General features: G+C 70.7%; 20 protein-coding genes and 5 pseudogenes. 14 read left to right on the top strand and 11 right to left on the bottom strand.

Annotation, left to right across the window (positions count from 1 at the left end):
- The first annotated feature begins 138 nt into the window (after positions 1-138).
- The 5 genes from fabG (at position 139) to OG390_RS08465 (ending at position 4,941) form a co-directional block, all read left to right on the top strand.
- On the top strand, positions 139-900 hold the full coding sequence (fabG, locus tag OG390_RS08485; protein WP_399080102.1) for a 3-oxoacyl-ACP reductase FabG: 762 nt from the start codon (positions 139-141) through the stop codon (positions 898-900).
- A gap of 17 nt (positions 901-917) precedes the next feature.
- A complete protein-coding gene (locus OG390_RS08480; RefSeq protein WP_399080100.1) occupies positions 918-1,679 on the top strand; it encodes an SDR family oxidoreductase in 762 nt (253 codons plus the stop codon).
- Positions 1,680-1,885: 206 nt separating this feature from the next.
- Positions 1,886-3,466 (top strand): ABC transporter substrate-binding protein, encoded by a 1,581-nt coding sequence (locus OG390_RS08475; RefSeq protein ID WP_406166341.1) that lies wholly within the window; start codon positions 1,886-1,888, stop codon positions 3,464-3,466.
- A 112-nt stretch (positions 3,467-3,578) separates the two neighbouring features.
- Complete coding sequence (locus OG390_RS08470) at positions 3,579-4,262, top strand: uracil-DNA glycosylase (protein WP_406166339.1); 684 nt, start codon at positions 3,579-3,581, stop codon at positions 4,260-4,262.
- A gap of 121 nt (positions 4,263-4,383) precedes the next feature.
- Positions 4,384-4,941 carry a hypothetical protein gene (locus OG390_RS08465; RefSeq protein ID WP_406166338.1) on the top strand — a complete coding sequence of 186 codons (558 nt, stop codon included), beginning with the start codon at positions 4,384-4,386 and terminating at the stop codon, positions 4,939-4,941.
- Positions 4,942-5,050: 109 nt separating this feature from the next.
- On the opposite strand, the gene OG390_RS08460 is transcribed toward OG390_RS08465, so the two are convergent.
- The 3 genes and pseudogenes from OG390_RS08460 to OG390_RS08450 form a co-directional block, all read right to left on the bottom strand.
- Positions 5,051-5,512 (bottom strand): hypothetical protein, encoded by a 462-nt coding sequence (locus tag OG390_RS08460; RefSeq protein WP_406166337.1) that lies wholly within the window; start codon positions 5,510-5,512, stop codon positions 5,051-5,053.
- A gap of 284 nt (positions 5,513-5,796) precedes the next feature.
- A pseudogene (locus OG390_RS08455) lies at positions 5,797-5,913 on the bottom strand (DUF664 domain-containing protein); the annotation flags it as partial.
- Positions 5,914-5,924: 11 nt separating this feature from the next.
- Positions 5,925-6,326, bottom strand: a pseudogene (locus tag OG390_RS08450) (TetR family transcriptional regulator C-terminal domain-containing protein); the annotation flags it as partial.
- Between OG390_RS08450 and OG390_RS08445 the strand changes: the two are divergent.
- Together OG390_RS08445 and OG390_RS08440 are read left to right on the top strand one after the other, a co-directional pair.
- A pseudogene (locus OG390_RS08445) lies at positions 6,279-7,406 on the top strand (FAD-dependent monooxygenase); the annotation flags it as partial. The pseudogenes OG390_RS08450 and OG390_RS08445 overlap by 48 nt on opposite strands.
- Before the next feature lie 135 nt (positions 7,407-7,541).
- On the top strand, positions 7,542-8,453 hold the full coding sequence (locus OG390_RS08440; RefSeq protein WP_406177563.1) for a Gfo/Idh/MocA family protein: 912 nt from the start codon (positions 7,542-7,544) through the stop codon (positions 8,451-8,453).
- Here the strand turns inward: OG390_RS08440 and lnt are convergent.
- Positions 8,371-9,945 carry an apolipoprotein N-acyltransferase gene (gene lnt, locus OG390_RS08435; RefSeq protein WP_406166336.1) on the bottom strand — a complete coding sequence of 525 codons (1,575 nt, stop codon included), beginning with the start codon at positions 9,943-9,945 and terminating at the stop codon, positions 8,371-8,373. The two genes, OG390_RS08440 and lnt, sit on opposite strands and share 83 nt — an antisense overlap.
- Before the next feature lie 228 nt (positions 9,946-10,173).
- On the bottom strand, positions 10,174-10,659 hold the full coding sequence (locus tag OG390_RS08430) for a nuclear transport factor 2 family protein (RefSeq protein WP_406166334.1): 486 nt from the start codon (positions 10,657-10,659) through the stop codon (positions 10,174-10,176).
- A 107-nt stretch (positions 10,660-10,766) separates the two neighbouring features.
- Here OG390_RS08430 and OG390_RS08425 point away from each other — a divergent pair.
- Together OG390_RS08425 and OG390_RS08420 are read left to right on the top strand one after the other, a co-directional pair.
- Positions 10,767-10,938, top strand: a pseudogene (locus OG390_RS08425) (DUF4291 family protein); the annotation flags it as partial.
- A 194-nt stretch (positions 10,939-11,132) separates the two neighbouring features.
- Positions 11,133-11,487, top strand: a pseudogene (locus tag OG390_RS08420) (SDR family oxidoreductase); the annotation flags it as partial.
- A 351-nt stretch (positions 11,488-11,838) separates the two neighbouring features.
- Here OG390_RS08420 and OG390_RS08415 read toward each other — a convergent pair.
- The 3 genes from OG390_RS08415 to OG390_RS08405 all read right to left on the bottom strand — a co-directional run bounded on the left by OG390_RS08415 (position 11,839) and on the right by OG390_RS08405 (position 13,110).
- Complete coding sequence (locus OG390_RS08415) at positions 11,839-12,018, bottom strand: hypothetical protein (RefSeq protein ID WP_399080078.1); 180 nt, start codon at positions 12,016-12,018, stop codon at positions 11,839-11,841.
- A gap of 136 nt (positions 12,019-12,154) precedes the next feature.
- On the bottom strand, positions 12,155-12,670 hold the full coding sequence (locus tag OG390_RS08410; protein WP_406166332.1) for a DUF1877 domain-containing protein: 516 nt from the start codon (positions 12,668-12,670) through the stop codon (positions 12,155-12,157).
- A gap of 104 nt (positions 12,671-12,774) precedes the next feature.
- Positions 12,775-13,110, bottom strand: coding sequence for a winged helix-turn-helix transcriptional regulator (locus OG390_RS08405; protein WP_406166331.1), 336 nt, complete (start codon positions 13,108-13,110; stop codon positions 12,775-12,777).
- A gap of 12 nt (positions 13,111-13,122) precedes the next feature.
- Between OG390_RS08405 and OG390_RS08400 the strand changes: the two genes are divergently transcribed.
- Positions 13,123-13,362, top strand: coding sequence for a hypothetical protein (locus OG390_RS08400; RefSeq protein ID WP_406166329.1), 240 nt, complete (start codon positions 13,123-13,125; stop codon positions 13,360-13,362).
- Here OG390_RS08400 and OG390_RS08395 read toward each other — a convergent pair.
- On the bottom strand, positions 13,304-14,179 hold the full coding sequence (locus OG390_RS08395) for an undecaprenyl-diphosphate phosphatase (RefSeq protein WP_406166327.1): 876 nt from the start codon (positions 14,177-14,179) through the stop codon (positions 13,304-13,306). The genes OG390_RS08400 and OG390_RS08395 overlap by 59 nt on opposite strands.
- 319 nt (positions 14,180-14,498) lie before the next feature.
- Here OG390_RS08395 and OG390_RS08390 point away from each other — a divergent pair, with 319 nt between their 5' ends.
- From OG390_RS08390 to OG390_RS08380, 3 genes are read left to right on the top strand one after another with little or no spacing between them, the layout of a single operon-like run.
- Positions 14,499-15,701, top strand: coding sequence for a Gfo/Idh/MocA family protein (locus OG390_RS08390; protein WP_406166325.1), 1,203 nt, complete (start codon positions 14,499-14,501; stop codon positions 15,699-15,701).
- Positions 15,702-15,703: 2 nt separating this feature from the next.
- Positions 15,704-16,639: a PmoA family protein gene (locus tag OG390_RS08385; protein WP_406166324.1), complete on the top strand. Its 936-nt coding sequence runs from the start codon at positions 15,704-15,706 to the stop codon at positions 16,637-16,639.
- Complete coding sequence (locus OG390_RS08380; protein WP_406177562.1) at positions 16,633-17,361, top strand: cupin domain-containing protein; 729 nt, start codon at positions 16,633-16,635, stop codon at positions 17,359-17,361. The genes OG390_RS08385 and OG390_RS08380 overlap by 7 nt, the downstream gene beginning before the upstream one ends.
- 87 nt (positions 17,362-17,448) lie before the next feature.
- Here OG390_RS08380 and OG390_RS08375 read toward each other — a convergent pair whose 3' ends face one another.
- Entirely contained in the window at positions 17,449-17,910 is a 462-nt protein-coding gene (locus tag OG390_RS08375) for a winged helix-turn-helix transcriptional regulator (protein WP_406166322.1), read from the bottom strand.
- A gap of 149 nt (positions 17,911-18,059) precedes the next feature.
- Here OG390_RS08375 and OG390_RS08370 point away from each other — a divergent pair, with 149 nt between their 5' ends.
- Positions 18,060-19,229, top strand: a complete 1,170-nt coding sequence (locus tag OG390_RS08370; RefSeq protein ID WP_406166321.1) for a thiolase family protein — start codon at positions 18,060-18,062, stop codon at positions 19,227-19,229.
- Positions 19,230-19,299: 70 nt separating this feature from the next.
- Here OG390_RS08370 and OG390_RS08365 read toward each other — a convergent pair whose 3' ends face one another.
- Positions 19,300-20,118: a TVP38/TMEM64 family protein gene (locus tag OG390_RS08365; protein WP_406166319.1), complete on the bottom strand. Its 819-nt coding sequence runs from the start codon at positions 20,116-20,118 to the stop codon at positions 19,300-19,302.
- Positions 20,119-20,150: the final 32 nt, after the last annotated feature.

Genomic DNA, 20,150 nt, shown 5'->3' with positions numbered 1-20,150 from the left:
GTCGCTCACCGAAGTGGCGTACCGTGAGCCGCAGGCTTTTCAGGACCGCCGAGGCGTCCGCGAGGGTGCCAAGGTTGCCGAGACGGGCCTTCCCACAGGCTTTCCGACAGGCTTTTCCAAGGGCGAGGAGAACCAGCAATGTCCACCACTGAGCAGCGCGTCGCCGTAGTCACCGGTGCCGCGCGCGGCATCGGCGCCGCGACCGCCGTACGACTGGCCGCCGAGGGCCGCGCCGTCGCGGTGATCGACCTCGACGAGGCCGCGTGCAAGGACACCGTGGAGAAGATCACCGCCGCCGGTGGCAAGGCCATCGCGGTCGGTTGCGACGTCTCCGACGAGGCCCAGGTCGAGGCTGCCATCACGCGGATCGCCGAGGAGCTCGGTGCGCCGACGATCCTGGTGAACAACGCGGGCGTGCTCCGCGACAACCTGCTGTTCAAGATGAGCGCGTCCGACTGGGACACGGTCATGAGCGTGCACCTGCGCGGCTCCTTCCTGATGACGCGAGCCGTCCAGAAGTACATGGTGGACGCCAAGTTCGGCCGGATCGTGAACCTGTCCTCGTCCTCGGCACTCGGCAACCGCGGCCAGGTGAACTACTCCGCCGCCAAGGCCGGTCTGCAGGGCTTCACCAAGACGCTCGCGTTCGAGCTCGGCAAGTTCGGCGTCACCGCGAACGCCGTCGCACCCGGCTTCATCGTCACCGACATGACCGCCGCCACCGCGGCCCGCGTCGGCATGGGCTTCGAGGAGTTCCAGGCCGCCGCAGCCACGCAGATCCCCGTGCAGCGCGTCGGCAACCCCGACGACATCGCCAACGCGATCGCCTTCTTCACCGGCGAGGCCGCCGGCTTCGTCTCCGGCCAGGTGCTGTACGTGGCCGGCGGGCCGCTCAACTAAGGCCGGGGGACACGGACATGACCACACTTCCCGAACTTTCGGGCAAGGTCGCGCTCATCACGGGCGCGAGCCGCGGCATCGGCTACGGCATCGCGGAGGCCCTGGTCGCCCGCGGCGATCGGGTCTGCATCACCGGCCGCAACGAGGACGCCCTGAAGGAGGCCGTCGAGGCGCTCGGCTCCGACCGTGTCATCGGCGTCGCCGGCAAGGCCCACGACGAGGCCCACCAGGCCATCGCCGTCGAGCGCACCATGGAGGCCTTCGGGCGCGTCGACTACCTGGTCAACAACGCCGGTACGAACCCGGTGTTCGGGCCGATCGCCGAGCTGGACCTCAATGTAGCGCGCAAGGTCTTCGAGACCAATGTCGTCTCGGCGCTCGGCTTCGCCCAGCAGACCTGGAAGGCCTGGCAGAGCGAGAACGGCGGCGCGATCGTCAACATCGCCTCCGTCGCGGGCCTCGCTCCCTCGCCGTTCATCGGCGCGTACGGCATCAGCAAGGCCGCCATGATCAACCTGACCGTGCAGCTGGCGCACGAGTTCGCCCCCAAGGTGCGGGTCAACGCCATCGCGCCCGCCGTGGTGAAGACAAAGTTCGCCGCGGCCCTGTACGAGGGCCGCGAGGCGGAGGCGGCCGCGGGCTACCCGCTCGGCCGGCTCGGTGTGCCCTCCGACATCGGGGGAGCCGCCGCGTTTCTCACCTCGCAGCAGGCGGACTGGGTCACCGGCCAGACGCTCGTGGTCGACGGCGGCAAGTTCCTGAACGCCGGAGTCGAGTAACCCGCGCGTTGTGGAGAGCTGACAAAAACTACGTCGAAGTCGACCGAGGTCGACTTCGACGAAGACTTCGGCAACGGGTTCACAGAGGTATGACAACGTAGTCACATCCGTGCTGATCAAGTGCCCTGCCGGGAAGGTGGTTCCACCGGCAGGGCACTGCGGTATGGTCTGCCGACCCTTGGTACGGCAGATCGAGGAGCGTGCGCGTGTTCAACCGGAACCGATGTCTGCGGCAACTGGCGGCGGCCACGTCCATAACCCTGGTGGCCGGGTGTGGCGTGCTCTCCTCGGGATCGTCCGGCGACAAGGGGCCGATCGTCGTGGGCACCACCAGTGCGCCGAGCACGCTGGACCCGGCCGCCTCCTGGGACGGCTCCTGGGAGCTGTTCCGCAACATCTACCAGACGCTGCTGAGCTACCCCAACGGCGCGGTCACGCCCCAGCCGGACGCGGCCAAGAACTGCGAGTTCACGGACCGATCCAATCGCGCGTACCGCTGCGTGCTCCGCCCGGACATGAAGTTCTCCGACGGAGACACGCTCGATGCCCGGGCCGTCAAGCACTCCATCGACCGGATCAAGAAGATCGGGGTACGCGGCGGTCCGGCGGGCCTGCTCGGCAGCCTCGACCGGGTCCAGGTTCTGGGTGACCGCGAGCTCGTCTTCCACCTCAACAAGCCGGACGCCACCTTCCCATTTGTCCTGGCCACCCCCGCCATGTCGATCGTCGACCCCGACGACTACCCCGCCGACGCCCTACGCACGGACGACAAGGTCTTCGGATCCGGGCCGTACACCCTCCAGTCCTACGAGGAGGGCAAGAAGGCCGAACTGGTCAGGAACGACCACTACGACGGCTTCGCCCAGCGGAAGAACGACGCGGTCACCATCCGCTACTTCCCGGACTCGGCCCAGATGGTCGAAGCGCTCAGGAAAAAGAAGATCGACGTCACCTACCGCGGGCTCGCCGCATCGGACATCGTCGAGCTCCAGGGGCGCGACTCCCAGAAGGGCATCCAGCTCCTCGAAGGCGCCGGTACCGAAATCAGTTACCTGGTGTTCAATCCGAAGGACCCGTGGGCCGGGAAGCTCGCGGTCCGCAAGGCGATCGCCCAGCTCGTCGACCGGCCGGCCATCGTGCACAAGGTCTACAAGGACACCGTCGACCCGCTGTACTCCATGGTCCCCGCGGGCCTGATCGGGCACAGCGCCGGGTTTTTCGACGACTACGGGGACCCCAGTTCGTCCAAGGCCCGCAAGATCCTCCTGGAGGCGGGTATCAAGGAGCCCGTCCCGCTCACGCTCTGGTACACGACCGACCGCTACGGTTCCGAGACCGCCCCGGAGTTCCGGGAGCTCAAGAGCCAGCTCGAAGGCTCCGGCCTGTTCCGCGTCACGCTGAAGAGCCGCCCCTGGAAGACGTACGAGGCGGGCTACCGCAAGGGCGAGTACCCGGTGTTCGGGCGCGGCTGGTTCCCCGACTTCCCGGACGCCGAGAACTTCATCGCGCCTTTCGTGGGCGATCAGAACGCCCTCGGTACGCCCTATCAGGCCCCGCGGATCACGAACAGCCTGCTGCCGGAGTCGCGTCGTCAGAGCAACCGCGGCGCCGTGGTCAAGGAGTTCGAGGAGGCCCAGCAGATCCTCGTCGACGACGCCCGGCTGCTGCCGCTGTGGCAGGGCAAGCAGTACGTGGCCGCGAGCGAGGAGATCTCGGGCGGCGAGCGGGCCCTGGACCCGTCGACGATCATGGCGATGTGGGAGCTGCACCGCAAAACCAGCTGGTAGCGCACGGCTGGACCGGCTGGACCAGCCGTGCGGGAGCGGGCCGGAGCCGATTGTCAGTGGGCGACGGTAGGTTCTGTGGTCTGGAAGTGACCGCACATCGGAGGAAGTTGACGTGACCGATATCGCCATGCTGCCCGAGTCCTGGCGCGGCGTCCTGGGCGAGGAGCTGCAGCAGCCCTACTTCAAGGAACTCACCGAGTTCGTCGAGGAGGAGCGCGCGAAGGGTCCCGTCTACCCTCCGCGGGAGGAGGTCTTCGCCGCGCTCGACGCGACGCCGTACGAGCGGGTGAAGGTGCTCATCCTCGGCCAGGACCCCTACCACGGTGAGGGTCAGGGGCATGGCCTCTGCTTCTCGGTCCGCCCGGGGGTGAAGACCCCGCCTTCGCTCCGCAACATCTACAAGGAGATGAAGGAGGAGCTGGACACCTCGATCCCGGACAACGGCTATCTGATGCCGTGGGCCGAGCAGGGTGTGCTGCTGCTGAACGCGGTGCTGACCGTGCGCTCCGGCGAGGCCAACTCGCACAAGGGCAAGGGCTGGGAGAGGTTCACGGACGCGGTGATCCGCGCGGTGGCCGACCGGCCCGACCCGGCCGTCTTCGTACTGTGGGGCAACTACGCGCAGAAGAAGCTCCCGCTGATCGACGAAGAGCGGCACGTGGTGGTGAAGGGGGCGCACCCCTCGCCGCTGTCCGCGAAGAAGTTCTTCGGTTCGCGTCCGTTCACGCAGATCAACGAGGCGGTGGCCCGGCAGGGCCACGAGCCCATCGATTGGCAGATCCCGGACCTGGGCTGACGCCACAGCCGCTGGGCCGGACCGTCACCGGGCCGGCCCAGCGGTGCACGGGGCGCCTGAGCGTGATTGTCACTGCCTCGGGCTAGCGTCGTGAGGGACAGCGACGAGCCTGGAGGACGCGGTGGCGGAGCAACAGGAGCAGGCGGCGCCGGACGCCATCATGACCCGGATCGGCCAGGTCGTCATGCTGCACCACGGCGGTGACCGCGAGGAGGCTCGGGGCCGCTTCCTGGACCTGTGGGCGGAGATCGGCGAGGACGGCGACCCCCTGCACCGCTGCACGCTGGCGCACTACATGGCCGACACGCAGGACGATCCTTCGGACGAACTCGCCTGGGACCTGAGGGCGTTGTCGGCGGCAGAGGAGCTCAGCGACGGGCGGGTCGCCGAGCACCACCAGCCGCTCGCGGTACGCGCGTTCTACCCGTCACTGCATCTGAACCTGGCCGCCGACTATCTGAAGCTGGGCCGCTCCGAGGCCGCCCGCAGCCATCTGCGCCGGGCTCGCGGGGCGGTCGGCGCCCTCGGGGACGACAGCTACGGGGATGGCGTGCGGGCGGCGATCGGCCGCCTCGAGCTGCGGCTCGACGGTGCCGGGGCATCGGGTGAGGCCTGCGGACCCGACCGCCTCGGCGGGCCCGGAGGCGAGACACTGGGGCCGCCGAGACAGCGGCCCTAGCGTGCGTGCCGGCCGGCTGCCTCGTATCCATGGAGGAACCGGCCGCACGCCGGCACCCGTGGCGCGCGCCTCGCGGCCGCGCACCCGCTTGCGGCCGGTGCCGACTCCGTCAATGTCCGTACGCTCCCCGGCAGATGGTCGACTCCGGACTGTCCGCCTGCCAGCCCCCGTACTTCTTGCCGAGGGCACACACGTCCGCGTTCTGCGACATATCGGGGGCTGCGGGCGGGACGGCGACGCGGGGCTCGGGGCGCCGTGGCTCGGGATGCGGGGCGGGACGGGGGCGGCGCGGAGGGGCGGCCGGTGCCGCGGCGGGCGGTGCGGGAGCCGCACGGCGCGGTGTCGCCGCACTCGGTGAGGGCTTCCGGGACGGCCCGATGAGCTCCAGCGCCTCCCGCGCCGGTGCCTGCACGATCTGCGGCTCGGCCTTGCCGTCCGGACGCCGTGCGTCGTGCCGGGACGGCGCCGGCGGCGTGCCGGAGGCGGGCGATCGCTGGACGGTCACGCAGCCGGAGAGGGCGGTGACAGCCACGGTGACCAGGAGCGTTGCGGTCGTTGTCGTTCGATGCACCCGCTCAACTCTGCTGGGTCGGGTCTGTCTTGGGGAGCGGATAAGCGAAGGTTGCTCCACACGGGTGACCTTCCGCTCCTCCGGTGGGTGTCGACGTCAGCAGGGTGACCCGGCGCCGGGTGACTCGACCTCCGGAGGCGCCGTGGTGCGTGCCGCACCCTTCCCTGTCGCCGTGGTGCGTGCGCACCCTGTCACCGTCGCCGTAGTGCGTGTCTCACCGGCTCGTCGGCGCGGTGGTGCGTGCCGCACCCTCCCGCCGGCGCTGTGTTCGCTGTTCTACGTCGCCCGGAGGCGCCGTCGATCCGCTCCCGGATCGGATTCGCGTGACTGATGTGGCGCGCGTACTCCTCGATCATGTGGGTGGACCGCTCATTCCGTGTCCGTGGCGGGTTCGGTTCGCGCCGCTCCGCCCTCATGGCGTCAGCATCCCCCTCAACAGCTCTCGGAAGCTCTCCCGCAGTTCGTCGACGTTCGGGACGGAGTCGTGGAATGAACCCGCCACGCACGAGAACATCAGCCCATCGCACCAGGCGACCAGCGACAGCACATGGCGAGCGGGATCGCGTGACCCCGCCGCCGAGACCAGCGCGTTCAGCGGATCCCGGAAGCGCTGCCCCGTCGCGTCGAAGGACTTCCGCAGCTCCGGCCGCCGGGTGGCCTCCAGGGCCAGCTCGTAGCGGGCGACGAGCAGTTCGCGATGGCGCGTCAGATACCGGTGCAGGGCGAGCGCGAGACCGTCGGCGAGCGTGTCCGGCCCACCCCGCGGATCCGGCATCTCGTCGGGCGTCAGCACCTGAGCCTCGCGCTCCGCGAGGTCACTGTCCTGGAACGCTCCTCCACGCTCGCCCCGGTCGGCGCCGGCATCTCCCTCGCCCCCAATGCCCTGCGCGCGCTCGACGTGATCGGCGTGGGTGACGAGATCCGGGAACTCGCCGCCTGGCAGGGTGACGGCGGGATGCGCACCCCGGACGGCCGCTGGGTGTCCCACACCAGTGCCACCGCCCTCGCCGACCGCTTCGGCGACCCGCTTGTGGTTCTGCACCGGGCGGCCCTCATCGACCGGCTGGCCGCGCGGCTCCCCGAGGGCACTGTGCGTACGGCAGCCCCCGCGCCCCTGGTCGACCCCGGCAATGGCACGCGCCCCGCCCTGGTCCTTACCCCGGACGGCCAGCTGGAGGCCGAGCTGGTCGTGGGCGCCGACGGCATCCACTCCGGCGTGCGGCAGGCGCTCTTCCCGCGGCACCCCGGGCCCGTCCACTCCGGCTTCACCACGTGGCGCTTCGTCATCCCGGCGCCGGAGCTGCGCTTCGCCGCGCACGAGACCTGGGGCAGGGGCCGGATCTGGGGGACGCAGCCGCTCCAGGACGGCAGGATCTACGCCTACGGCGCCGCCGTGGCTCCCGCCGGGGAGCGAGCGGACGACGAGAAGCAGGAGCTCCTGCGCCGGTTTGGCGACCGGCACGATCCGATCCCTGCCCTGATCGACGCGGTCCGCCCGCTGGACGTACTGCGCCACGACGTCCATCACATGGTCGAGCCGCTGCCCGCCTTGCACGGCGGACGGGTCGCCCTGCTCGGCGACGCCGCGCACGCCATGCCGCCGACCCTCGGGCAGGGCGGCAACCAGGCCATCGAGGACGCGATCGTGCTCGCCCACCACGCGCGCCCGGAGGGAACCGAGCTGGCCGCTTACACGGCGGACCGCAAGCCCCGTACGACCGCCATCGCGCGGAAGGCCGTCCAGGTGGCCCGGCTGAACCTGATGAGCAACCGCGCCGGCATCGCCGTACGCAACGCCGCGATCGCGGCGCTGTCCCAGGCCGGGCCCGCGTCGTTCCTGCGGAGCTTCGACGGCATCGTCGACTGGCGGCCGCCCGGGCAGCCGTATGCTTCCCCCGAGGTCAGGAACCCGCAACGCACCCTTCGAGGAGACCCCTGTGCCGTGCCTTCCCGGGGGACAATCCCCGGCCTCCCGGCAGAAGAGCAGGTCGGCCTCGGTCACCGGCGCATCATCGAGAGGCGGGCTGTTGTGAAAGTCGGCTGCATCGGACTCGGCGACATCGCGCAGAAGGCCTATCTGCCGGTGCTCGGCGTCCAGCCCGGGGTGGAGCTGCATCTGCAGACGCGGGCGCCCGCGACGCTCGGCCAGGTCGCCGACAGCCTCCACCTTCCGGAGGCGCAGCGACACACCGACCTGGCGGAACTCCTGGCGCAGGACCTCGACGCGGCGTTCGTGCACGCCGCCACTGTCGCGCATCCCGAGATCGTCACACGCCTGCTGGAGGCGGGGGTACCGACGTACGTCGACAAGCCGCTCGCGTACGAACTGGCCGACTCCGAGCGGCTCGTGCGGCTCGCGGAGGAGCGCAGCGTCGGTCTCGCCGTCGGCTTCAACCGGCGGTACGCGCCCGCTTACGCGCAGTGCGCCGATCACCCGCGTGAGCTGATCCTGATGCAGAAGAACCGCGTAGGACTGCCCGAGGCGCCGCGCACGATGGTCCTGGACGACTTCATCCATGTCGTGGACACCCTGCGGTTCCTGGTGCCGGGACCGGTCGACGACGTGACCGTACGGGCCCGCGTCGAGAACGGGCTGATGCACCATGTCGTGCTGCAACTGGCAGGGGACGGCTTCACGGCGATCGGCGTGATGAACCGCCTCAGCGGCTCGAACGAAGAGATCCTCGAGGTCTCGGGCCAGGACACCAAGCGGCAGGTGGTCAACCTCGCCGAGGTGATCGATCACAAGGGGCAGCCGACCGTCCGGCGGCGCGGGGACTGGGTGCCGGTGGCCAGGCAGCGCGGTATCGAGCAGGTGGCGATCGCCTTCCTCGACGCGGTGCGGGCCGGCAAAGTGCTCAGTGCCCGTGACGCGCTGGCGACTCACGAACTGTGCGAGCGGGTGGTACGTGCGGTTGAGGAGCGTGCCGCCGCGCTCTGATCGCGCGGGCGCCCTCCGTCGCGCAGAGCGCCCCCAGCACCAGCAGGGCCGCGTGCACCGGCCAGTCGCCGAACCTGACGTACGGCGTGACACCCCGGGCCAGCGGCACCTCGTACACCATCGTCGTGCTCGCGTCCGTGCCGAGCCAGGAACCGATGCGCTCGCCGCTCGGGCCGTAGACGGCGGAGACGCCGGTCAGCGTCGCGTGCACCATGGGGCGGCCGGTCTCGGCGGCCCGCAGCGCGGCCAGCGAGGCGTGCTGCTCGGGTGCCCAGCTCTTCTGGAAGGTCGATGTCGAGGACTGCGCGAGGAGCACCTCGGCGCCGTCCTGGGCGAGATGGCGGCTCATGTCGGGGAACGCCGTCTCGAAGCAGACCATGGGTCCGATGCGCAGCCCGTGCCCGACGTTCATCACCACCTGCTCGGAGCCGCGCCTGCGGTTCTCGCCCGCCGCCTTGCCCACCGAGGTCGCCCAGCCGAGCAGGGAACGCGCGGGTACGTACTCGCCGAAGGGCACGAGCCGCATCTTGTCGTAGCGGTCGCCGGTCGGGCCCTGCGGTCCCACCAGGACCGAACTCTTGTAGATGCCGGGCCGGTCGGAGCGGCGCGCGTCGACGTTCACCAGGATGTCCGCGCCGGTGAGGCGGGAGAGCGCGGCGATCCGGTTCGCCAGGTCGGGGCGGTGGGCCAGGTCGAACCCGACGCTGCTCTCGCCCCAGACGACCAGGTTCACATGCTGCCCGGCGAGCGTACGCGTGAGCGCCTCCTCGCGCGCGAACCGCTTGGCGGGGCTGCCCAGGCCGTCGACGATCCCGGGCTGCACGACGGCGATCCGGACCCGGCCGTCCACGTCGGGGCGCGGCGACCACACCCACGCCGCCGAGGTCGCCGCAGCCGTCGCGAGCAGCCCTGCCACGGCGGGCCTACGGGACTCACGCACCGCGACCAGTACGGCGACGGCGACGTTGACCGCCACCACCAGGAAGCTGAGCAGCCACACCCCGCCGACGGAGGCCAGCCGCAGCGCGGGCTCCACCTGCCACTGGCTCGACCCGAGCAGGCCCCACGGTCCGCCCAAGCCCTGCCAGGACCGGGCCAGTTCGACCACCAGCCACCCCGACGACAGTACGACGAGCGCGGCGCCGACCCGCCCCGCCGAGGGCACCCCGGCGAGGAACCGACGGACGAGCCAGCCCCAAGGGGCCCACAGCGCACCGAGCAGGGCCGCTATGACCACCGTGAACACATGGAGGCTCGGCAGCAGCCAGTGGTGCACCGCGAGCATGAAGCCCAGTCCGCCGAGCCAGCCGTCGAACGCGGCCCGTCTGCCGGTCGGGGCCGAGCGGGCCAGCAGGATCCAGGGCACGAGCGCGATGTACGCGAACCACCACCAGGACGGGGCGGGAAAGGCGAACACGGGCAGCGCGCCCGCCAGCACGGCGGTGATCCCGCGCCGCCAAGGAGAGGCGAGCCATTGGTCGGGCCTCTTCATGCAGCGCCTCCCTCCCCAGGTGCGTGCCTCCAGTGTGCGCGTCGGAGACGATCTCCGACAGGGGGCATGGACAGGGGGCGGCCGTGGTGGTGAGTGTGGTCGGCAGGGCGCCGCTCCGGTGGCGGGTGTCGTGGCCGGGGGCCCGCTCAGGTGGCGGGTTTCGTGGCCGGGGGCCCGCTCAGGTGGCGGGTGTCGTCGGTGGGGAGCCCGCTTCGGCGGCGGGCACGCTCAGGTGGCGGCCGGTTGCTGGAGCGTCCGCGGGTTGCGGCGCCACTTCTCCTGGACGATCACGTGGCGTAGTCGCCAGCCGTCGTCCGTACGCAGCAGCCCGAAGGCGTAACGGCCGCCGCACACGAAGTCCGGCGCGGTGGATCCTCCGTCGTGTCCCGCGAACCTCATCGGATTGATGTAATCCGCCTGGACCCGGGCCGTATCGCCCGTGTCCTGCTCGAGGATCCCGAACCGGACGCGCCGGTTGACGATCAAATGCTGGCGCATCGGGAACAGCTCCATGCTCTGGGCGAGCCATCCCGCCACCTGGTCGGCGTCCCCCTCGATGCCGCCGGCCGAGCGGTAGTCCGCGCGCCCGTCCGGCGCGAACAGTCCCCGGTACGCCTCCCAGTCCCCGTCGTCCACCGCCACCGCGTAGTCGGTGACGAGTCCATCCACGGCGAACCGGTCCATCACGGTCGCGAGCTCCACACGCTGCGTCATCGGCTCAGTGTTGGCCACGGGGCGTGCCACGCCAAGGGCCGTGCGGTGATATTCGGCGGCTGATATTCGCTGACCCCGACGGGGGCGCCCGGTGGACGCTGTTGCCCGTGAACGATCAATCCCTTGCGAACGAGCCCAAGTTCCGCGTACGCGCCCTTCATACGCCGTCCACGGTCACCGTCTGCCAGGCGTACAGCCCGGGGATCGGCCGTCCCGCGGCGCGCCAACCGTTTTCCGTCCGCGTGGAAGCGGGACCGGATGACATGGGTCATCAAGCCACGTTCACAGCCCACAGGGATTCGTGTCTGAAGTGCCACAACGCCCGACACGCGCCGGCGACGGAGGTGGTCGCTTCGCCGACCTGCGTGACGGAGTGGTTCCGGACAGTGGCCACTCCCATTCCTTGCACGCGACTCCTTGCACGCGCTGAGCGTCGCCATGCCACTCCTGCCGAACCGCCGAACCGCCGAACCGCCGGGGCGGCTGCCACGCTCGGCAGCCCCGGCGAGTTCGTGCACTACGCGGCAACCAAGGCGGCCTTCGACGCCCTGACGACGGGTCTGGCCAAGGAACTCGGCCCCGACGGCATCCGCGTCAAACGCGGTCGCACCCGGCGTGATCGACACCGAGTTGCACGCGACGATGGGTGACCCGGGGCGCGCCGAGCGCGCCAGCTCGTCGATTCCGCTCCGTCGCGTCGGACAGGCCGAGGAAATCGCCGCCGCCATCGCGTGGTTGATGTCGCCCGACTCGTCGTACACGACGGGGGCTGTACTTCGGGTGTCCGGGGGCGGTGACGGGGCGCCACCGCTCGGCGGCCGACGCTGAACCGCGGGCTCTTCGGGCTCAAGTGAGCACGGGTGCGCCGGCCTCAAGTGGCGGGTTGCCGTGGGGACGTACTGGCCTCGGCCGGCGGGCTGCAGTGTGGATGTCGATGGGCCGGCTGCGGCTGGCCGGCTGCCCTGAAGACGCGCCGACTTCGATTGGTCGGCTGCCCTGAAGACGAGTCGGCTGCGGCTGGTCGGCTGCGTGTCGGCTTGGGCTGGGGCGGCTGTGGCCGTCACACGCGGTCGGCTGCCCTCGAGATACATCGGCTTCGACTGACCGGCTCTCGTGGAGATGCGTCGGCTTGGACCGGTGCGTAGCCAGGGCCCGGTCGGCGCGCTCACCCCGCGGCTCTCATGCCGCCTCGACGATCTCTCCCCGAATCGCTTCCGCCCACTTCACGACCAGCAGTTCGTACTCCGCCCGCTCCTGGGCGGACAGGGAACCGCCCGCGCGCGTCCACAGGGCGCGGATCTGCTCGTTTAACGCGGCAGCGGACCGCACGGAACCAGAGGGAGTGAAATCGGGGGACATGCGCACAAGCCTAGGGGCAAGGACTGACGGTGCGCTACCGGACGGCTACTCATGCCGTATGTGCTTCGTCACGGCGGGCGGGGAATCCGAGGCGCTGCCCGTCGAGCACCGCCTCGAGCGGGCTCAGTCGATCCACTCAGTCGATCCAGACGACGACGCACTGACCGCGCAGTTGCGCGCCGCGGAAGAAGGCACGCAGCGCGAGGAAGTGCTCGACCAGGTAGTCCCGTACGTTGCCACGAAACCCCTCGAATCCGACGACAGAGGCGGCGGCTTCCGGGGATTGCGGCAGATCCGCGAGGACTCGGCCGATGTCCACGTCGAAGAGGGCGCGGGTGATCTCGTCGACCGCGGCGGGAGCCAGCAGACCGGGCGGGTCGGCGACGGCGTCGTACACCTCGTCGTGGTCGAGGAAGCCGATGTCGCCCCCGGGATCGCCGGTCAACGCCCGGCCGAGCACGTCGACCAGACGTGGGTGGGCGGCCGTCTTGCGGCAGTACCAGATGAGGCCCCACAACGCCCAGTCGGCGTCGAGGAGATCGCGGGACGGAGGGGCCCAACCGGGGGCAGCACCGGGCGAACCGAGGGCCGACTCGCGACACTGCGCCAGGTACTCCGGAGAGACACGGGCGAATTGCTGAGTCAAGGCCATGGAAAGGGATTATGGCCAGGCCCGAGGCCCGCTGTCGCTGGACTTTCGCGGGGTCGTCGAGGGCTGGGTTCAAGCGCGCTGCGGTCCCGGTCCGGGCCTCGCTCTCACTCTCGCTCGGCCCAGGCGCGGGACCAGTCCAGCAGAGGCCGCATCGCGGTCACCAAGTCGTCGCCGAGGGGGGTGAGATGCCAGGCCGACTGGGCCGTATGCGCGGCGATGTCCGCCTCACGGAGTTCTCTGAGTCGGGTGGCCAGGACGCTGGAGGACATGTCGTCGCAGCGGCGCCGCAGGTCGCGGAAGCCGATCGGAGCTTCGCTGCGGTGAAGTTCCCAGATCACGCGCAGGGCCCAGCGTCGGCCGAGGAGGTCGAGGGCGGCCATGACGGGACGGCCGGTGGCCGAACCGCGCACCGGGCGGCCGGGGGTGGGGGTGCCTCCCATCGTGGCGCGCGCGTGAGCGACGCGGTGTGGAGCGGGCTGTGCGAGCATCTCGACGAACAGGAGTTCCTGGAGCTGCTGGTCCTCGCGGGCTGGTACCGGACGATCGCGTACGTCGCCAACGGGGCGCGGATCGAGGAGGAACCCTGGGCGCTCGCCCTGCCCGGGACGACAGGGGCGCCCGGGGTGCGAGCCGTCAGCCCGACGACTCCGCCGCGTGCGGGCTCAGACCGCCCGTCGACACCAGCGCGATGATGACGATGCCGAGCGTGATCCGGTACCAGACGAACGGCATGAAGCTCTTGTGCGAGATGAACTTCATGAACCATGCGATGACGGCGTAGCCGACCGCGAACGCGATCACCGTCGCGAAGATCGTCGGACCCCAGGAGATGTGCCCCTCCTCGGCGGCGTCCTTGAGCTCGAAGGTGCCGGAGGCGAGGACGGCGGGCATGGCGAGGAGGAAGGAGTATCGGGCGGCCGCCTCGCGGGTGTAGCCCATGAACAGGCCGCCGCTGATGGTCGCGCCGGACCGGGAGACTCCGGGGACCAGTGCCATCGCCTGGCAGAGGCCGTAGAGCAGGCCGTCCTTGGCGTTCAGATCCTCAAGTGTCTTGCGCTGCTTGGCCGCCCGGTGCCTGCCGCCCGTCTCGTCGCGTGCCGCGAGCCGGTCGGCGACGCCGATGACCACGCCCATCACGATCAGCATCGTCGCGGTGACCCGAAGATCGCGGAAGGGCCCCTCGATCTGGTCCTTGAGCGTCACCCCCAGCACACCGATCGGAATGGAGCCGACGATCACCAGCCAGCCCATCTGTGCGTCGTGGTCCCGCCGCATCGTCTTGCTGGTGAGCGAGCGGAACCACGCCGAGAGAATCCGTCCGACGTCCTTGCGGAAGTAGATCAGGACCGCGGCCTCCGTGCCGAGCTGGGTGATCGCGGTGAAGGCCGCACCCGGGTCGTCCCAGCTCGCGAACGCCGCGGTCAGACGCAGATGGGCGCTGGAGGAGACGGGAAGGAACTCGGTCAGCCCCTGGACAAGTCCGAGGATGAGGGATTCAAACCAAGACATGAAGTTACGTGGTCCAAGTGCCGATGGTGGGAGGGGCGTCGGGCAGGCCGTGCCGCCGTTCGGGTGATCAAGGGTGTGGAGGGCAGCGTAGCGTCCGGCCGTGACAGCCCGGCCACAGGGGTTTCGCAGCCGTACGAGGCGGGCCTGCCCGGGATGCGCGGCAGCGTTGTCCATGGCGTGACCGGGGTGTTGACCGGCCGCTGGATCGCCGCATACGTTGCAGCATTGGAGAAAGCGCTTGCTGTTGCCGGGTTTCGCTCGGGGCATCATGCGTCTGCCAACGTCTGACGTCACGTCCGATGGAGCGCTGATCACGTACATGAGCACATCCCGCACCGCAAGCAGCCCCGAGACCTCCGCGAACCGCCCCGCGACCGCGTTCGACGGCCGCCCGATCCGGGCCGCCCTCATCGGCGCGGGCGCCATCGCGCGCGGGAGCCACTATCCGGCGCTCGCGCGGCTCGCCGAGGAGGGCGAGACGGAGATCGTGGCCGCGGTCGACATCGCCGAGGGCGCGGTCCGGGAGTTCTGCGCCGAGGCGGGGATTCCGCATGCGTACACCGATCTGGCCCGGATGCTCGAAGAACAGCGGCCCGACCTGGTCGCCATCTGCACTCCGCCGACCCTGCACCGCGAGCAGACCGTCGCCGCGCTGCGCGCCGGCGCCTGGGTGTGGTGCGAGAAGCCGCCCGTCCCGACGCTGACCGACTTCGACGCCGTCGAGGCGGAGGAGGGGACGGACGGGGGCCCGTACGCGTCGATCGTCTTCCAGCACCGCTTCGGCTCGGGCGCCCGGCACGTACGGCGCCTGATCGCCGAGGAGGCCATGGGCCGTCCCCTGGTCGCGCACTGCCAGACCACCTGGTACCGCAACGCCGACTACTATGCCGTGCCCTGGCGCGGACGCTGGGCCACCGAGGGCGGCGGGCCCGCGATGGGACACGGCATCCACCAGATGGACCTGCTGCTCGACCTGCTGGGGCCGTGGAGCGAGGTGCGGGCGATGGCCGGACGCCTGGTGCACGATGTGGAGACGGAGGACGTCTCGACCGCACTCGTCCGCTTCGCGAGCGGCGCGATGGCCACTGTCGTCAACAGCGTTCTGAGCCCCGACGAGGTGAGCCGCATCCGCATCGACTGCGAGCGCGGGACCGTCGAGCTCACGCACCTGTACGGGCACAGCAACGACAACTGGCGCATCACTCCGGCACCGGATGTGCCGGACGCCGACGTCGCGGCCTGGCGGAACTTCGGCGCGGACGTGCCGAGTTCGCACCTCGCGCAGTTGCGGGAGCTGGTCGCGAGCATGCGCGCCGGGGAACGGCCGCGCAGCAGCGGCGCCGACGGACGGACCAGCCTGGAACTGATCACCGCGCTCTACAAGTCGGCGTTCACGGACACGACCGTCCGCGCGGGGGAGATCGGCCCGGGGGATCCGTACTACGCGGCCCTGCACGGCGGCGCGCCCGGCTGGGCGCCCGTGGTCCCCGAGGTGTCCCTGGACCAGGAGGTGCCGGCGTGACCATGTCCTCGCAGGGGGGCCTGCGCCTCGTCCACACACACGGGGAGCGCGTCACCGTCAGTGAAGTCACCAGCGGCGTGGAGCTGTTGAGCTACGTCTACCGGCCCGAGGCCGCCTGGGAGTCCCCGAAGCCGTATCTGCATCCGCTCAGGACACTGGCGAACAACGTCGTCACGGACTACCGGCCCAACGACCACCGGTGGCACAAGGGCCTCCAGATGACGGCCTCGCACCTCTCCGGGCAGAACCTGTGGGGTGGCAACACATACGTCCACGGAAAGGGATATCTCGAACTCCCGGAGCGCGTCGGGTCGATGGCGCACGTCATCTTCGACGAGGTCGCCTCGGACGGTGCCCGCGCGGTCATCGCCGAGCGCCTCACCTGGCATCCGTACGACGGTGACCCGTGGGCCGACGAGGAGCGCCGCATCGAGGTGCACGACATCGATCTCGGAGCGGGCTCCTGGGCGCTGACCTGGACCACCGCGGTCACCAACCGCCGTGCGGAGCCCCTGCGCTTCGGCAGCCCCACCACCGCCGGGCGGGAGATGGCGGGCTACACGGGCCTGTTCTGGCGTGGCCCGCGCGCCTTCCGTGGCGGCCGGGTCATCGGGCCCGACTCCGAAGAGGTCGAGCTGATGGGGCGGCAGGCGTCGTGGCTCGCGTACTCGGGTGAGCACGACGGGTCCGACGGCCACGCGACCCTCGTCTTCGCGCACGCCCCCGAGAACGACCACTCCGGGTCGCGAGGCGCCCACCCGGCCCACTGGTTCGTCCGCAACGAGCCCTTCGCGGCCGTCGCCCCGTCGCTCGCCTTCTTCGACGAACTGGAGCTCGCGCCCGGGGAAACACTCACCCGCCGCTACCGGGTCGTCGTCGCCGAGGGCGCCTGGGAGCGCGAGGAGGTCGCCAAGTACCTGGAGGAGCATCCCTGGTGAGCGCTGTGATCCCCGGCTTCACCGGACTCCCGGGGGCCGTCGCCGTCTCGCACCTCTGCGTCTACGACTGGCCCGCGGCCGACGGCGTGCGCGGTGGAACCCCTCATCTGCACCTGACCTGTTCGGAGGCGTACGTCGTCACCGGCGGGCGCGGATCGGTGCAGACGCTGACGACGTCGGGGTATGAGGTCACACGGCTCGTCCCGGGCACGGTCGCGTGGTTCACGCCCGGCACGATCCACCGGCTCGTCAATGAGGACGACCTGCGCATCACCGTCCTCATGCAGAACAACGGTCTGCCGGAGGCGGGTGACGCGGTCCTCACCTTGCCCCCCGCGTATCTGGCCGACCCCGGGGCCTACGCGGCCGCGACCGTCATTCCGGCGGACGCGACCGAGGAGGAGCAGGCGCGGGCCGCCCGGGCCCGGCGCGATCTTGCCCTGGAGGGCTACCGGGCGCTGCGCGACGCGGACGGACCCGAGCCGCTCGCCGCGTTTCACCGGGCCGCCGCCGCGCTGGTGCGGCCCCGGCTCGCGGAGTGGCGTGAGCGGTGGCGGCGGGGCGCCGAGGCGGCCGCCGCGGCCACGGGGGACCAGCTCGACCGCCTGGAGCGGGGCGACACGTCCCATCTCGGTGACGCCGTGGTGCGGGCCGAGCGGCCGGCCGTCCATGGCCGGTTCGGGATGTGCGGACGGCTCGACATCTACAAGGGGACCGTCTAGGCCCGTAGAAGGAGGACCGACCAGGCCCGTTGAACGGCGACCGTCCAGGCCCGCAAGGGGCCCGTCGGGCCTGCGCCGGGCCGCGTGCTACGCCGCCGCGGGCCCCGTCACCGTCCAGCCCGGTGCCTGTGGGTGCGCCTTCAGGTCGCCTTGCTCCACCTCATTGCCGCACTCGCCGCAGACTACCCGCGGGACGAGTTCGTGGCCGCAGATGTGCTCGATCACCATCGGGCGGTCGCCGTCGGCGTGGAGGTGGCGGTCGCCCCACGCCATGAGCGTCCACAGGACCGGCACCAGCTCCAGACCGGCCTGGGTGGGCCGGTACTCGTAGCGCTTGGGGCGGTCGCTGTACTCGATCTTCTCCAGTACGTCGGCGTCGACGAGCCGCTTGAGGCGAGCCGTCAGTACGTCGCGCGGGGCGCCGATGTTGCGGACCAGTTGGTCGAACCGCGTGGCGCCCAACGACACCTCACGCAGGACGAGCAGGGAGTACTTCTCGCCGACGAGAGCGAGGGTGTCGGCGATCGAGCAGGGGCGCGCGTCCTTCATGCCACCAGTCTAGGGGGTGGGTTGGATAGTCCAACCCACTGAGCTACTCTTGAGTCACTTAGCGGGTTTGGAAAGCAAACTTATTGAGTTTGAAGAGCGAACCCGCTCGGTCACCGGTTCCCTGACCTCAGAGACCTGAGAGGCATCCCATGCGTGACGCCGTGATCGTCGAAGCCGTACGCACCCCCATCGGCAAGGGCAAGCCGAATGGCTCCCTCGCCCATGTCCACCCCGTGGAGCTCCTCGCCCATACGCTGCGCACCCTCGTCGAGCGCTCCGGGGTCGACCCGGCCCTGATCGACGACGTCATCGGGGGCACCGTCGACCAGGTCGGCGAGCAGGCCATGAACACCACCCGGTACGCCGTGCTCTCCGCGGGATTCCCCGAGACGGTGCCGGCGACCACCGTGGACCGGCAGTGCGGCTCCTCGCAGCAGGCCGTGCACTTCGCCGCGCAGGGCGTCATGTCGGGCGCGTACGACATGGTCGTCGCCTGCGGTGTGGAGTCGATGAGCCGGGTCCCGATGTGGTCGAACGTGCCGGCGGGCAAGGATCCCTTCGGGCCGGGCGTCGCCGAGCGCTACCCGGAGGGTCTGGTGCCGCAGGGGATCAGCGCCGAACTCATCGCCGCCAAGTGGGGCATCTCGCGCGAGCAGATGGACACCTTCGCGGTGAGCTCGCACCAGAAGGCGGCCGCGGCGTGGAACAACGGCCTGTTCGACGCCGAGGTCGCGCCCCTGGAGGGAGTGACCCGCGACGAGTGCGTTCGGCCCGCCAGCACCACGGAGATACTCGCCGGACTCAAGCCCGCCTACTACGACCCCACCTTCGGCGAGCGCTTCGGGCAGATCGACTGGTCCATCACGGCGGGCAACGCGAGCCCCATCAACGACGGCGCGTCGGCCGTGCTCATCACGTCGAGCGAGACCGCGGCCCGCCTCGGCCTGCGGCCCATCGCCCGGCTGCACAGCTTCGCCGTCACCGGCTCCGATCCGCTGCTGATGCTCACGGGCGTCGTCCCAGCCACCGAGAAGGTGCTGCGCAAGGCGGGGCTGGCCCTCGGGGACATCGATCTCTTCGAGGTGAACGAGGCCTTCGCGGCCGTCGTCCTCGCCTGGCAGCAGGAGACGGGCGCGGACCTTTCCAAGGTCAACGTGCACGGCGGAGCGATCGCGATCGGCCACCCGCTCGGCGCGAGCGGCACCCGCCTGACGACCACCCTCGTCCACGCCATGCGAACCCGCGGAGCCCGCTACGCGCTGCAGACGATGTGCGAGGCGGGCGGGCTGGCCAACGCGATGGTGCTGGAAGCCGTGTAGTGCCGGTGGCCGTGCGGTGCCGCCGCGGTGGTGAGGAAGGCCGTCAGCGCTTCCGCGACCGCGTGGTGTTTCAGCGGCCGCGCAGGTGGTGGCGCTTGCGCCAGGCCACCACCGCTCCGACCAGGGCCGGTACGGCGATGAAGCCCATCGCGACGAGGAAGGCGGGCGACGTCGGTGCCGAGGCCCGGGCGCCGGCGACGGCGTAGGCGGCGGTGTTCGGGATCGAGCCGAGCGCCGTCGCGAGGAGGAAGGGCAACCAGCCCATGCGGGAGACGGCCGCGCAGTAGTTGGCGGCCCAGAACGGCACCCCGGGGAACAGCCGGGCCACCATCATCGACCGGAAGCCGTGCCGGCTGAGCTGTCCGTCCGCCGCCTTCAGCCAGCGGGTGCGCAGCAACGGGCGCAGTGCGTCCTGCCCGAGGATCCGGCCCAGCCCGAAGGCGACACCGGCACCGAGCACGGTGCCCACGAGCGCGGTGCCCAGGCCCAGTTGGGAGCCGAAGAGGGCGCCCGCCGCCAGATTGAGGAGCGGCCGGGGCACGAACGCGACCGTGCACAGCCCGTACGCCACGGCGAACGCGACAGCCGCCGCGGCACCGCCGAGCTGCGGCGGCCAGCCGTCGGCGAGCAGCCGCTGCGGTTCGAAGAGCAGCACGCTCGACGCGGCCGCCGCGAGCAGCACCACGAGCAGGGAGAGCCGCGACCAGGGCGAGAGCAGTGCTCTCGTGCAGCGGGTGGTCAGGCCGATGCGTGCGGCGGTCAGGACGGCGGGTGCGGCGACGGCGAGCTCCACCGCGACGGTCAGGTCCGTGGCGACGGAGAGCTCCGTGGCGGCGGCCTGGGGAGTGGCCGTGGCGGTGCCCCCAGAGCGGGTGGTGGCATCGAGCATTCGGCGACACTAACCGACCAGTGTGTGTGATC

It is taken from the genome of Streptomyces sp. NBC_00996 (genome assembly GCF_045162675.1).
Taxonomy (GTDB): Bacteria; Actinomycetota; Actinomycetes; order Streptomycetales; family Streptomycetaceae; genus Streptomyces.
Note: the sequence above shows the minus strand (reverse complement) of the source record. Positions and strands in the feature narration are given on the sequence as shown.

Excerpts from the sequence above, each read along its gene's own strand:
- OG390_RS08365 (WP_406166319.1), bottom strand. The coding sequence starts at position 20,118 with ATGCTCGATGCCACCACCCGCTCTGGGGGCACCGCCACGGCCACTCCC.
- OG390_RS08390 (WP_406166325.1), top strand. The coding sequence starts at position 14,499 with ATGAGCACATCCCGCACCGCAAGCAGCCCCGAGACCTCCGCGAACCGC.
- OG390_RS08395 (WP_406166327.1), bottom strand. The coding sequence starts at position 14,179 with ATGTCTTGGTTTGAATCCCTCATCCTCGGACTTGTCCAGGGGCTGACC.
- OG390_RS08370 (WP_406166321.1), top strand. The coding sequence starts at position 18,060 with ATGCGTGACGCCGTGATCGTCGAAGCCGTACGCACCCCCATCGGCAAG.
- OG390_RS08410 (WP_406166332.1), bottom strand. The coding sequence starts at position 12,670 with ATGGCCTTGACTCAGCAATTCGCCCGTGTCTCTCCGGAGTACCTGGCG.
- OG390_RS08405 (WP_406166331.1), bottom strand. The coding sequence starts at position 13,110 with ATGGGAGGCACCCCCACCCCCGGCCGCCCGGTGCGCGGTTCGGCCACC.
- OG390_RS08415 (WP_399080078.1), bottom strand. The coding sequence starts at position 12,018 with ATGTCCCCCGATTTCACTCCCTCTGGTTCCGTGCGGTCCGCTGCCGCG.
- OG390_RS08375 (WP_406166322.1), bottom strand. The coding sequence starts at position 17,910 with ATGAAGGACGCGCGCCCCTGCTCGATCGCCGACACCCTCGCTCTCGTC.
- OG390_RS08480 (WP_399080100.1), top strand. The coding sequence starts at position 918 with ATGACCACACTTCCCGAACTTTCGGGCAAGGTCGCGCTCATCACGGGC.
- OG390_RS08385 (WP_406166324.1), top strand. The coding sequence starts at position 15,704 with ATGTCCTCGCAGGGGGGCCTGCGCCTCGTCCACACACACGGGGAGCGC.
- lnt (WP_406166336.1), bottom strand. The coding sequence starts at position 9,945 with ATGAAGAGGCCCGACCAATGGCTCGCCTCTCCTTGGCGGCGCGGGATC.
- OG390_RS08430 (WP_406166334.1), bottom strand. The coding sequence starts at position 10,659 with ATGACGCAGCGTGTGGAGCTCGCGACCGTGATGGACCGGTTCGCCGTG.
- fabG (WP_399080102.1), top strand. The coding sequence starts at position 139 with ATGTCCACCACTGAGCAGCGCGTCGCCGTAGTCACCGGTGCCGCGCGC.